The 12,573-nt window shown below is 67.0% G+C and carries 10 protein-coding genes; 6 read left to right on the top strand and 4 right to left on the bottom strand.

Annotated features, from left to right (window positions below; translation table 11 throughout):
• Positions 1–32 precede the first annotated feature (32 nt).
• Both nhaA and zapE read right to left on the bottom strand, forming a co-directional pair.
• On the bottom strand, positions 33–1,409 hold the full coding sequence (nhaA, locus tag QF206_RS03520; protein ID WP_281487805.1) for a Na+/H+ antiporter NhaA: 1,377 nt from the start codon (positions 1,407–1,409) through the stop codon (positions 33–35).
• A 165-nt stretch (positions 1,410–1,574) separates the two neighbouring features.
• Positions 1,575–2,597, bottom strand: coding sequence for a cell division protein ZapE (zapE, locus tag QF206_RS03515; protein WP_281487804.1), 1,023 nt, complete (start codon positions 2,595–2,597; stop codon positions 1,575–1,577).
• Between the two features lie 139 nt (positions 2,598–2,736).
• Between zapE and QF206_RS03510 the strand changes: the two genes are divergently transcribed.
• On the top strand, positions 2,737–3,639 hold the full coding sequence (locus tag QF206_RS03510; RefSeq protein ID WP_281487803.1) for a sulfurtransferase: 903 nt from the start codon (positions 2,737–2,739) through the stop codon (positions 3,637–3,639).
• Between the two features lie 26 nt (positions 3,640–3,665).
• Positions 3,666–4,115, top strand: coding sequence for a SufE family protein (locus QF206_RS03505; protein WP_281487802.1), 450 nt, complete (start codon positions 3,666–3,668; stop codon positions 4,113–4,115).
• Here QF206_RS03505 and QF206_RS03500 read toward each other — a convergent pair.
• Positions 4,075–5,226 (bottom strand): alpha/beta hydrolase family protein, encoded by a 1,152-nt coding sequence (locus QF206_RS03500; RefSeq protein WP_281487801.1) that lies wholly within the window; start codon positions 5,224–5,226, stop codon positions 4,075–4,077. The genes QF206_RS03505 and QF206_RS03500 overlap by 41 nt on opposite strands.
• A 145-nt stretch (positions 5,227–5,371) precedes the next feature.
• On the opposite strand from QF206_RS03500, the gene QF206_RS03495 reads away from it, so the two are divergent.
• The 4 genes from QF206_RS03495 (at position 5,372) to QF206_RS03480 (ending at position 10,597) form a co-directional block, all read left to right on the top strand.
• A complete protein-coding gene (locus QF206_RS03495; RefSeq protein WP_281487800.1) occupies positions 5,372–5,968 on the top strand; it encodes a DUF3000 domain-containing protein in 597 nt (198 codons plus the stop codon).
• A gap of 22 nt (positions 5,969–5,990) precedes the next feature.
• On the top strand, positions 5,991–7,172 hold the full coding sequence (locus tag QF206_RS03490; protein WP_353987896.1) for an HRDC domain-containing protein: 1,182 nt from the start codon (positions 5,991–5,993) through the stop codon (positions 7,170–7,172).
• A gap of 72 nt (positions 7,173–7,244) precedes the next feature.
• Positions 7,245–8,447, top strand: a complete 1,203-nt coding sequence (locus tag QF206_RS03485) for a thiolase family protein (RefSeq protein WP_281487799.1) — start codon at positions 7,245–7,247, stop codon at positions 8,445–8,447.
• Positions 8,444–10,597 (top strand): 3-hydroxyacyl-CoA dehydrogenase NAD-binding domain-containing protein, encoded by a 2,154-nt coding sequence (locus QF206_RS03480; protein ID WP_281487798.1) that lies wholly within the window; start codon positions 8,444–8,446, stop codon positions 10,595–10,597. Before QF206_RS03485 ends, QF206_RS03480 begins: the two co-directional genes overlap by 4 nt.
• A gap of 24 nt (positions 10,598–10,621) precedes the next feature.
• Here the strand turns inward: QF206_RS03480 and dxs are convergent, their stop codons facing one another.
• Complete coding sequence (dxs, locus tag QF206_RS03475; protein ID WP_281487797.1) at positions 10,622–12,565, bottom strand: 1-deoxy-D-xylulose-5-phosphate synthase; 1,944 nt, start codon at positions 12,563–12,565, stop codon at positions 10,622–10,624.
• Between the last annotated feature and the right edge of the window lie 8 nt (positions 12,566–12,573).

The raw sequence follows: 12,573 nt of genomic DNA, 5'->3' as shown, positions 1-12,573 counted from the left end.
CTGCGACGCCCACAGGCGCCGTGGCGCACGGTTCAGACCCCGCTTCGCAGGTCTCGCTCGAAGTAGTCCGGCACACCGTCGTCGTCGGCGTCGACGCTCTCGGCCTCCCGTTGGGCGCGATAGTGGCGATTGCGCATGCCGAGCATCACCGCCGCGAGGATGGCCGCTGCGAACGATCCGGTGAGCACTCCGATCTTCGCCTCGTCGGCGAGGATGCCGCTGATGCCGAAGCTGAGCTCGGTGATGAGCAGCGACACGGTGAAGCCCATGCCGCCGAGCACCGCGAGTCCGAGTACGTCGACCCACTTCATGCCGGCGCTGACGCCCGGGAGCCGCGTGATGAGCCACGTAGCTCCTGTGATGCCGATCGCCTTTCCTACCACGAGCGCGAGAATCACGCCGAGAGTGAGCGGACTCGCCAGCGCCTCGAGATAGCCCTCGAAGCCGCCGATCGCGACTCCAGCTGAGAAGAATGCGAAGACCGGCAGGGCCACTCCCGTGGAAACCGGACGGAACCGGTGCTCGAATACCTCGGCGAGGCTCGGGCGCTGCGCGAACGAGAGCGAGATCGCGCCGGTCTCCACGCCGATGCGCTCCTTGCGTGTCAGCCGAACGGGAATGGTGAAGCCGAGAAGCACTCCTGCCACGGTCGCGTGGATGCCGGACTGATACATCATCGCCCACACCGCGATGCCGAGCGGCAGCAGCAGCAGCCATGCCGCGGTCGGCCGGTTGCGGAAGAACTCACGGTTCTTCTGCGCGATCAGCGCGTAGAGGGCGATACCGACCATGGCCGCGATGAAGTAGCCCAGCTCGAATCCGCTGGGGTAGAACACCGCGATGATCGCAATGCCGATGAGGTCGTCGACGACCGCGAGCGTGAGCAGGAAGGTGCGCATCGCCGCCGGCAGCCACGTGCCGACGACCGCGAGTACGGCAAGCGCGAACGCGATGTCGGTGGCGACCGGGATCGCCCATCCCCGCATGACTTCGGGATGGCTTCCGGCGTTGAGCAGCGTGAAGATGAGCGCCGGCGCGATCACGCCGCCACAGGCCGCCACGATCGGCACGAGTGCGGCCCGCGGACTCCGAAGGTCGCCGGCGACGAACTCACGCTTGAGCTCGAGCCCGACGAGGAAGAAGAAGATCGCGAGCAGGCCGTCAGCGGCGAGGTGCCCGAGGCTGATCTCCCATTCCCAGTCGCCCACGAGGATGCCGACATGGATGTCACGCAGCCCGAAATAGAAGTCCGCGAGACCGGTGTTCGCCATGACGAGGGCGACGACCGCTGCGATCATCAGCAGCACACCGCCGACCGTCTCCTTGCGGAGGACCTCCTCGATGCGGAGCGATTCATTGAATCGCTCCATCGACGCTGCGGATGCGGTCGGCTTCTGTTCGGTCACCATCGACTCCCGGGACGAAAATTACAACGTGAGAACCCGCCCTGCTGACGGGAACAGGGCAGAGCCGACCAGACTTCCCGGCACACCAGGGAGCGACTCTAGTCGATGGCGACCAGCTGCGCCGCGACCCCTCGCGACATCGGCCGCTGGACGGTACGCCGACCGGGCCTACTGATCCTGGCCGATGGTGAGGGCGATCATGCGAGAGATCGCCCGCAGGTACTTCTTGCGGTAGCCGCCGCTCATCATCTCCGGCGCGAACACCTGATCGAGGGGCACACCGCTCGAGAAGATGGGCACCTGCGCGTCGTAGAGCCGATCCACGAACGCGACGAGCCGTAGCGCGTCGGTCTGGGAGTGGATGACGCTCACGTCGCGCCAGATGACGCCGTCGAGCCCGTCGACGAGTTTCACGTAGCGCGAGGGGTGAATGGTCGCAAGGTGCCGCAACACCTCCGTGAACGAGTCGTCGGTGACGACGCCTGGCTGCTGCGACGGGATGCCGTCGAGCTCGCTGTCGCTGTAGCCGCGCGCGCTGCCCTGCACATCTCGTCGGCGGTAGTCGTGCCCGTCGATCCGGAGCGTGCGGAACCGGTCGGCGAGGCTCTGGATCTCGCGCAGGAAGTCGGAGGCCGCGAAGCGCCCCTCACCGAGCGCGTTCGGCGGCGTGTTGGAGGTCGCCGCGATGCGGCTGCCGCTCTCGACGAGCTCCCCGAGGAGCCTCGTCATCATCATGGTGTCGCCCGGATCGTCGAGTTCGAACTCGTCGATGGCGATGAGCGTTGCACCCCGAAGGAGCTGAACGGCATCCCGGTAGCCGAGGGCTCCGATGAGCGCGGTGTACTCGATGAACGTGCCGAAGTACTTCCTCCCCGGCGCGTTGTGCCACAACGCGGCCAGCAAGTGGGTCTTGCCGACCCCGAAGCCGCCGTCGAGGTAGATGCCCGGCTTCGGAGGCGCCGCCTTTCGACGCGAGAACAGCCCTCCGGAGGGCTTCCACGACGTCAGGAAGCCCCGTACCGCATCGACCGCTTCCGCCTGCGACGGGAATTCGCTATCAGGCCGGTAGTTGTCGAGCGTCGCATGAGAGAACTGCCGCGGTGGCACCAACTGCGCCGCCATCTCAGCGCCGGAGAGCTCCGGCGCTCGATCGATGAGACGTGGCGAGGTGGTCGTGCGGTCGAGTGTCATGCGTCGCCTAGCGTGTGTCAGAGTCTTACGGGAGCCCTGCGACGAGTACGCCGAAGCGCGTAGCGTAGAGCGGCAGGGCTGCACCAGCCTACTCGCCTGTCTTGCGTCACATCTGTGATGACGATCTCCAGGAGGATCCATGTCCATCGGTCACGACCCCGCTCCCAAGTTCGCCGAGTACGCGCACCCTGATCGCCTTGTGAGCACGGAGTGGCTCGCGGAGCACCTCGGTGAGGACGGGCTTGTGGTCGTCGAGTCGAACGAGGACGTGCTGCTCTATGAGACGGGCCACATCCCTGGGGCGGTCAAGCTCGACTGGCACACGGAGTTGAACGATCCGGTGGTCCGCGACTTCGTCGACGGCGCACGCTTCGCCAGCCTTCTGGGATCCAAGGGCATCAGCCGCGACAGCACCGTCGTCATCTACGGCGACAAGAGCAACTGGTGGGCGGCGTACGCGTTGTGGGTCTTCACCCTCTTCGGACATGAAGACGTGCGACTCCTCGACGGAGGGCGCGACAAGTGGATCGCGGAGGGCCGTGAGCTGACCACCGAGGTGCCCGCTGTGACGCCCGTGGACTACCCCGTCGTCGAGCGCGACGACAGCCGCATCCGTGCGTACAAAGAAGATGTGCTCGCCCATTTCGGCAAGCCGCTGATCGACGTGCGCTCGCCGGAGGAGTACACGGGCGAGCGCACCACGATGCCTGCCTACCCCGAGGAGGGCGCGCTGCGCGGCGGTCACATCCCGACCGCGGTGAGCGTCCCATGGGCGCGAGCCGCGGCCGAGGACGGCACGTTCAAGCCCGCTCACGAGCTCGACGCGCTCTACCGCGAGCAAGCAGGCATCCAGGACGCGGATGACGTCATCGCCTACTGTCGCATCGGAGAGCGCTCCAGCCACAGCTGGTTCGTGCTGAAGTACCTGCTGGGCATCGAGAACGTGCGCAACTACGACGGGTCCTGGACCGAGTGGGGCAGCGCCGTGCGCGTTCCGATCGTGACGGGGTCCGAGCCGGGAGAGGCACCCACCTCGCGCTGAGCCGGGAACGTTAGGCTGGGCGGGTCATGACCGCCTTGCCTGATGCTCTCGAAACGATCCGAGGCGACTTCCACGCGCTCGAAGAGCGCGACCGGTTGCAATTGCTTCTCGAGTTCTCGAACGAGCTTCCCGAATTGCCGGAGCGCTACCGCGACCACCCTGACCTCTTCGAGCGCGTCGTGGAGTGCCAATCACCGGTGTACATCTTCGTCGAGGTGACGTCGGGTGATGTGCACGTGCACGCGACCGCCCCGGCCGAGGCGCCCACGACCCGCGGGTTCGCATCGATCCTCGCGCAGGGTCTCGATGGACTCAGCGCCGACGAGGTGCTGGCCGTGCCTGACGACTTCCCGCTCGATCTCGGCCTGACGCGCGTGGTGAGTCCCCTTCGCATGCGCGGCATGGTCGCGATGCTCGGTCGCATCAAGCGTCAGGTCACTGAGAAGAGGACTCCAGCCCCCGCAACCAGTCACTGACCTGCTGCTCCCAGCGGTTTCGGTCGAGGTTCCAGAGCCGCGTGTGCCTGGCTGTGCGCCAGCGACGGTAGGTGACGAGGTCGGGGCGCGATCGGGCCAGTGCCCGTGACGGTGCTGGTGGAACGAAGCCGTCCTCGTCGCTGTGCAGGAGCAACGTCGGCGTGCGGAGCTCCCCTGCCCGCGCCACGAAGTCGAGTGAGTCGAAGTCGATCGGTGCGCTGACACCCGTGAGCCGCGGGGCGAGAGGCGAAGTCAGCAGACGCACTGCGGCGGTGGTGACTGGACGGGGCATTCGCACGAGATCGCCCTGCAGCCGAATGGTGTCGACCCAATCGATCACCGGAGACTCGAGCACAAGGCCATCCACGTAGGAAGCGGCGGGTGAGCGGGTCACGGTCTGAAGGGCGATCGCGCCGCCCATCGACCAGCCCATGATGACGACGCTCCGGGCACCTCGGTCGATGGCAAGGCGCAGTGCAGCGTCGACATCGAGCCACTCCTCAGCGCCGAGCCGCAGTCGATGGTCCCGGCTCTGCGGAGCCTCACCATCGTTGCGATACGAGACGACCAGCGAGTGGTATCCGTGCTCGTGAAAGACCGGCACCGCGCGCAGGCACTCCTGCCGTTGCACTCCGCGGCCGTGCACGTGGATCACCCAGCGTCCCGCGTCGTGCGGCGCGGGGATCAACCACGCCGGCGCCTCCCCCAACTCGGTCGCTACGGCGAGCTCTTCGAAGGGCAGTCCCAATTCGCTCGGATGCCGGTACACCCACGCTCCGAGACGGGCCAGGTCTCCGGGCCGTGGGAGCCGGCCGTGCTCGGCAGACACGGAGCGCGTCACCGAATCCGCGTCGCGCTCGACGATCGGCCCGGCCAAGGCGTGCCTGCGGTCGTCATCGAACCACAGGCTGTACTGGCCGTCGACCGCTGAATCCGGTGTGATCGACAGCCGCACCGTGCCCGCGTCCGCATCCACGCCGAGCACTCGCACATCGGCCCGCCGTCGCTGCGGCGGCAGCACGATCATTCGCGCCATGGTGATCGCAGCCGCGCCGAGGATGCTCAAACCAACCGCGAGCAATGACGCCGCGAAGATCGAGACTGCGGTCAACGCGGCCGAAGGAACCCGACGGCTGCCCCGTTCACGGGTGCTCGCGCTGCGACCGCTCCCCAATCGCCGTCCCCCTTCGTGCTCACGGCGCTGACGGCGGCGAGTCTCTGCTCGAATCGCCGTCGACAACCCTAGTCTGCAAAGCGTGCCTGACTCCCCCGCCGAAGCGCCACTGCCGGACGAGTTCCGCGCAGCGCTCGACGCGGTTCGCGCGGTGTCGGTGCGCAGCGAGGTGACGATCGGCGAGATCCCCTCGCCACCCAGGCTCGCGCCGTATTCCACGGCCCTCGCCGCCGACATCGCCGCACACGGCGTGGAGGATCTCGGCACGGGCCGGTTCGTGCTCCTGTACGACCCGGACGAGCCCGAGGCCTGGGGAAGCCCATTCCGGGTAGTGTGCTTCGCTCAGGCGCCTCTTGAGCTCGAGATCGCGCTCGACCCGCTGACCGCCGACGTCACATGGTCATGGCTCGTCGACGCGCTCGACTCACGCCATGCCCGCTACCACTCGGCATCCGGCACTGCCACGAAGACGCTGTCGACCGGCTATGGGGAGCTGGCTGGAGAGGGCAGCGGCGCGATGATCGAATTGCGCGCATCCTGGTCGCCTATGGACCATGAGCTCACCGCACATGTGGAAGGCTGGTGCGAGTTGTTGTGCATGCTCGCCGGGCTCCCTCCCGGTGACGGAGATGGAGTCAGCCTGTTGGCAGCACGCCGGATGAACCGCGGTGAACGCTGAGCCGCACGCGCGGCCTTACTTGGTGATCGACACCGAGGACGGGTACCGCGCCGCGCTCGAACGCATCGTCGCCGCTACGGGTCCCGTCGCGATCGATGCGGAGCGGGCTTCCGGTTTCAAGTACTCGCAGAGGGCATATCTGATCCAGCTGTACCGGCGGGATGCAGGCACGTTCTTGTTCGATCCACCGGCCATCGGCGACTTCTCGGAGCTCAACCGCCTGCTGGCCGGCGAGGAATGGGTGCTGCACGCCGCCACGCAAGATCTGCCGTGCCTGCGTGAGGTCGGCATCGACCCGCAGCGCCTCTTCGACACTGAGCTCGCGGCGCGTCTGCTCGGGATGCCGCGGGTCGGCCTCGCCACCGTCGTCGAGCAGTTGCTCGGCATCCACCTCAAGAAGGAGCACTCGGCCGCCGACTGGTCGACTCGCCCTCTGCCGCAGCCCTGGCTCGAGTACGCGGCGCTCGACGTCGAACTGCTCCTCGACCTCCGCGACGAACTGGAGAAGCTGCTGACCGAGCAGCGCAAGCGAGGAATCGCCGACCAGGAGTTCGCGTCGACGCTCGCGCGTGATCTTCGCACGCAACGCGCCGAGCCTTGGCGCAGGCTGTCGGGAGTGCACGCCGTCCGGTCGCCACGGAACCTGGCCGTCGCCCGCTCCCTCTGGACAGCGCGCGACGAGTACGCGCGAGAGATCGATATCGCGCCGGGTCGCCTCGTACCCGACGCATCGATCGTCGCTGTCGCACGCGCGCTGCCGAAGACTCGGCAGGAACTCGCCGCGCTCAAGGAGTTCTCCGGCCGAGCGAGTCGCAGCCAGCTCGATCGGTGGTGGGAAGCCGTGCAGGCGGGTCTTCAGACGCAGGAGCTTCCGGCGCAGCGCGCCAATGGCGATTCGCTGCCTCCGCCGCGTGCCTGGAGCGATCGCAACCCTGAGGCGGACCGGCGTCTGAAACGGGCGCGGAACCGCCTCACCGAGATCGCCGAAGCCCTCGGGCTGCCGCTCGAGAACCTCCTCACCCCCGAGACGCTGCGGCGCTTGGCATGGCAACCGCCGGAGCCCCTGACAGCGGAGGCGATCGCGTCGGCTCTCGCAGTATTGGACGCGAGGCCCTGGCAGGTCGCAGCCACCCACGAGGCGATCTTCACAGCCTTTGTTGAAGCGAACCAAGGCGCCGAGGACGCAGAGAGCGACGCGTCGTAGGTTCCGGCAACGGATGCTGGCGGGTCATACGCGTTCTCTACAATCGGCAGATCGACTGATGCAGGAGGCAAAGTGGCCGAGAGAACCGATGTCGTCTTCGTAGACGGGATGCGAACGCCCTTCGGCAGGGCCGGCGAAAAGGGCATGTACTGGCAAACGCGTGCCGATGACCTGGTGGTCAAAGCCATGATCGCCATGCTGGAGCGCAACTCGCAGTTGCCGAAGGACCGCATTGACGAGGTCGCGATCGCGGCGACGACGCAACAAGGCGATCAGGGCCTCACCATCGGGCGCAGTGCGGCGATCCTCGCTGGACTGCCTCGCTCTGTGCCGGGGTACGCGATCGATCGCATGTGCGCGGGCGCCATGACCGCAGTGACTGCGGTGGCCGGAGGAATCTCGTTCGGCGCCTACGACATCGCGATCGCGGGCGGGGTGGAGCATATGGGGCACCACCCGATGGGCAGCGGCGCAGACCCGAACCCGCGCTTCGTCGCCGAGCGAATGGTGAGCCCTGAAGCGCTGAACATGGGCGTCACCGCCGAGCGCATCCATGACCGCTATCCGCACCTCACGAAGGAACGGGCCGACCGCTACGCGGCAGCGAGCCAGCACAAGACCGCAGCGGCGTACGACGCCGGCAAGATCCAGCCCGACCTGGTCCCCGTCGCCATCCGCACCTCAGAGGGATGGGGGCTCGCGACGCGCGACGAGGCCATGCGACCTGAGACGACCCTTGAAGGCCTCGGGGACCTTCGTACCCCGTTCCGGCCGCACGGCCGCGTCACGGCAGGCAACGCCTCGGGGCTCAATGACGGCGCGACCGTGTCGCTCATCGCCAGCTCGGAGGCGGCGCGAGAGCTCGGCCTGGCCGCGAAGATGCGCATGGTGAGCTTCGCCTTCGCGGGTGTGGACCCCGAGATCATGGGTTTGGGGCCGGTGCCGAGCACGGAGAAGGCGCTGCGCAAGGCGGGTCTCTCGATCGACGACATCGGGCTGTTCGAGCTCAACGAGGCGTTCGCCGTGCAAGTTCTCGCCTTCCTCGATCACTTCGGTCTCGACGATGATGACGCACGCGTCAACCCGTGGGGTGGCGCGATCGCGGTCGGACATCCGCTCGCCTCCTCGGGCGTGCGCCTCATGATCCAGTTGGCGCGTCAGTTCGAGGAGCGCCCCGACGTGCGCTACGGCCTCACAGCGATGTGTGTGGGCCTTGGGCAGGGCGGCACGGTGATCTGGGAGAACCCCCACTACAACGGACGGAAGAAGCGATGACGCAGACCATGACCGCTGAGTACGACCGGCTCTCGGGCCTCGGTGAGGACGAGGTCGTGACTCACTCGTTCGTTCGCGATGTGGCGCTGGCGAGCGGAAAGACACTCGCGCTCATCACGCTCGACAACGGACGCGACCACACACGGCCGAACACACTGGGGCCCGCGACCCTCTTCGAGCTCGCCTCGGTGCTCGACACCCTCAGGGAGCGCGCCGACGCCGGCGAGATCCACGGGGTGGCCCTGACCGGCAAGCCGTACATCCTCGCGGCGGGCGCCGACCTTTCGAAGGTGCAGGAGATTCCCGATCTGGAGACCGGGCGCCAGATGGCGCGGCTCGGCCACGCCACGTTCGGTCGCCTCAGCGAGCTGGGAGTTCCATCGTTCGCCTTCATCAACGGTCTCGCCCTCGGCGGCGGACTCGAGATCGCACTGAACGCCGACTACCGCACCATCGACAGCAGCGCTCCTGCGGTCGGGCAGCCCGAGGTCTTCATCGGCCTCATTCCCGGCTGGGGCGGGGCGTGGTTGCTGCCGAATCTCATCGGTATCGAGAACGCGCTGAAGGTCGTGGTCGAGAACCCTTTGAAGAACAACCGGCTTCTTCGCGGTCCCCAAGCACTCGAACTCGGCATTGCCGATGCGATGTTCCCTCCGGCGACCTTCCTCGAGGATTCGATCGCCTGGGCCGACCGGGTGCTCTCGGGCGAGCTCAAGGTGAAGCGCCCCAACGAGCCAGGCATGGTCGAGCGCACCGTGAAATGGGATGCCGCGATCTCCATCGCGCGCAAGACCCTCGAATCGCGCATCGGCACCGTAGCGAAGGCGCCGTACAAGGCCCTCGAGTTGATGAAAGCGGCGAAGAACAGCGACAAGGCGACCGGCTTCGCCGCGGAGGACGAGGCTCTTGCCGAGCTCATCGCGAGCGACCAGTTCCGCGCGAGCATCTACGCGTTCAATCTCGTGCAGAAGCGTGCCAAGCGCCCGGCCGGCGCTCCCGATCCCGCGATCGCGCGTCCCGTCACCAAGATCGGGATCATCGGAGCGGGCCTCATGGCGAGTCAGTTCGCCCTGCTCTTCCTCCGCCGCATGCAGGTTCCGGTGGTGATCACCGACCTCGACCAGCAACGCGTCGACCAGGCCGTGGAGCGGATCAAGGGCGAGCTCGCTGAACTCCGGGAGAAGGGCAAGATCAACCCCGATGAGCTGAACCGCCTCGAGGCGCTGATCACCGGCACGGTGAACAAGGCCGACTTCGCTGACTGCGACTGGGTGATCGAGGCTGTCTTCGAAGAGCTCGAAGTGAAGCAGGCAGTGTTCGAGCAGGTCGAGCCGTTCCTCTCGCCGGAGGCCGTACTCGCTACGAATACGTCATCGCTCTCGGTCGAGCAGATCGGCACCAAGCTCAAGCACCCGGAGCGCCTTGTCGGGTTCCACTTCTTCAATCCGGTGGCCGTGATGCCCCTGATCGAAGTCGTGAAGACTCCTCAGACCGATGACGCCGTGCTCGCGACGGCCATGGCCGCGGCCAAGTCCTTGAAGAAGACCGCTGTGATCACCGCCGACACGCCGGGGTTCGTGGTGAACCGGTTGCTCGCCAAACTGCTCGGCGAGGCCATGCATGCGGTCGATACCGGCACACCGTTCGAGACCGTCGACGAGGCAGTCGCGCCGTTCGGGCTGCCCATGACAGCGTTCGAGCTGCTGGAACTCGTCGGGCTGAAGGTCGGCGCGCATGTACTCGACACCCACCACGCTGCGTTCCCTGATCGCTTCTACGAGAGCGAGAACCTGCACAGGCTAGCGGAGCACGGTCGGATCTTCGAACGCGATTCGAAGGGCAGGATCAAGGGCATCGACAAGGCAGCCCGCAAGATCGTCTCGGGCGGCAAGAGCGCCATGTCGGCTGACGAATTGCGCAGACGCATCGAAGACGGCCTCGCCGACGAGATCAAGCGCATGGTCGACGACAAGGTCGTTTCGGCGGTCGAGGACATCGACTTGTGCCTGCTGCTCGGCGCCGGTTGGCCGTTCCAGATGGGTGGCGCGACTCCCTACCTCGACCGTGTCGGTGCTTCGCAACGCGCGTTCGGCGACACCTTCCACCACCCGCCGATCCGCGGGGTGGCGGGAGACGATAACGCCGACTGAGCCGGCGGCTCCCGCCGGGCGTTGTCAGTCATGCTGGTGCTGCTGCACCGGTTCGACGATCACCGGCGGGAGCGGCCGCGCGAACGGCACCTTGGTGCCGAGCACCTGCGCGACGATATCGCGTGAGATGCGCTGCGCGGTGAGGCCAGCCCGCTCGAGGATCTCCTCGCGCGAGGCGTGCTCGATGAACTCGTCGGGCAGACCGAGCTCGTCCACGGCTGTGTCGACGCCGGCGGCGCGGAGATCTTGACGGATGCGAGTGCCCACGCCCCCGACTCGAATGCCGTCTTCGATCGATACGAGCAGGCGGTGCTCACGAGCGAACTCGATCACACTCTTGGGTACCGGCACGACCCAGCGCGGGTCGAGCACCGTGACACCGATCCCCTGCGCCGCGACGCGTTGCGCGACATCCATCGCCAGCGCAGCCATCGGGCCGATCGCGACGATGAGCACGTCCTTCTGGCTCGCCTCACGGAGCACATCGACCCCGTCGTGCGTACGACGCTCGGCCGAGCTCTCGCCGCCGACGCTGCCCTTGGAGAAGCGCACCACGGTCGGACCATCATCGATGGCGACGGCTTCGCGCAGCTGCTCACGAAGCTGTTCGGCATCTCTCGGCGCCGCGATCCGGATGCCGGGAACGACCTGCAGCAGGGCGAGATCCCAGATGCCGTGATGGCTCGGCCCGTCGGGCCCCGTGACACCGGCGCGGTCGAGCACGAATGTGACTCCCGCGCGGTGCAGCGCGACATCCATGAGCACCTGGTCCAAGGCCCTGTTGGCGAAGGTCGAGTACATGGCGACGATCGGATGGAGCCCGCCGAACGCCAACCCGGCGGCCGACGTCACGGCGTGCTGCTCTGCGATGCCCACATCGAACACTCGGTCGGGGAACCGGGCGGCGAATTTGTGGAGGCCCGTCGGCCGGAGCATCGCCGCGGTGATGCCCACGATGCGCGGGTTCCGTTCGGCGAGGGCCAGCACCTCATCGGCGAACACCGAGGTCCACGACGGGTTGCTCGCCTGCTCGACCGGCTCGCCCGTGATCGGATCGATCTGACCGACAGCGTGGAACTGGTCGGCGGCGTCGGCGAGAGCCGGCTCGTAGCCCCTGCCCTTCTGCGTGATCGCGTGCACGATGACCGGTGCGCGATAGTTGCGCGCTTGCCGGAGCGCCTCCTGCATCGCGCGGAGGTCATGCCCATCGACGGGACCGATGTACTTGATGTCGAGGTTGGAGTAGAGCGCCTTGTTGTTGGTGAATCGCGCGAGGAAGCCGTGCGTGCCGCCGCGGATGCCTCGGTAGAGCGCGCGAGCGGGCTTTCCGAGCTTCGCGACGAGCCGCTCGGACTTCAGGTGCAGCTCGCGGTACGTGGGCTGTGTGCGCACGCTGGAGAGGAACCTGCCGATCCCGCCGATGGTGGGCGCATACGAACGGCCGTTGTCATTGACGACGATGACGAGATTGCGGCTGTTGTCGTCGCTGATGTTGTTGAGCGCCTCCCACGTCATGCCGCCGGTGAGCGCACCGTCGCCGACGACGGCGACGACCCAGCGGCCGTCCTGCCCGGTCATCTCGTAGGCGCGAGAGATGCCGTCGGCCCAGCTCAGCGAGCTCGACGCGTGGGAGCTCTCGACGATGTCGTGCTCCGACTCTGAGCGCTGCGGGTAGCCGGCCAGTCCGCCTGCCTGCCGCAGTCTGCTGAAGTCCTGACGGCCCGTGAGCAGCTTGTGCACGTAGCTCTGGTGGCCGGTGTCGAAGACGATGGCGTCATCCGGGGAGTGGAACACGCGATGGATGGCGATCGTCAGTTCCACGACGCCGAGGTTCGGGCCGAGGTGTCCCCCGGTCTTGGACACCTCGGCGACGAGGAACCGGCGGATCTCTCCCGCGAGCTGTGTGAGCTGCGCGGGAGAGAGTCCGTCGAGATCACGAGGACCGTTGATGGTCTCGAGAAGGGTCATTCGAGAAA

The organism is Ruicaihuangia caeni, assembly GCF_029952955.1.
GTDB classification, from domain to species: Bacteria; Actinomycetota; Actinomycetes; order Actinomycetales; family Microbacteriaceae; genus Ruicaihuangia; species Ruicaihuangia caeni.
Note: the sequence above shows the minus strand (reverse complement) of the source record. Positions and strands in the feature narration are given on the sequence as shown.

Coding starts and splice junctions, on each gene's coding strand:
- nhaA (WP_281487805.1), bottom strand. CDS start 1,409: ATGGTGACCGAACAGAAGCCGACCGCATCCGCAGCGTCGATGGAGCGA.
- zapE (WP_281487804.1), bottom strand. CDS start 2,597: ATGACACTCGACCGCACGACCACCTCGCCACGTCTCATCGATCGAGCG.
- QF206_RS03510 (WP_281487803.1), top strand. CDS start 2,737: ATGTCCATCGGTCACGACCCCGCTCCCAAGTTCGCCGAGTACGCGCAC.
- QF206_RS03505 (WP_281487802.1), top strand. CDS start 3,666: ATGACCGCCTTGCCTGATGCTCTCGAAACGATCCGAGGCGACTTCCAC.
- QF206_RS03480 (WP_281487798.1), top strand. CDS start 8,444: ATGACGCAGACCATGACCGCTGAGTACGACCGGCTCTCGGGCCTCGGT.
- dxs (WP_281487797.1), bottom strand. CDS start 12,565: ATGACCCTTCTCGAGACCATCAACGGTCCTCGTGATCTCGACGGACTC.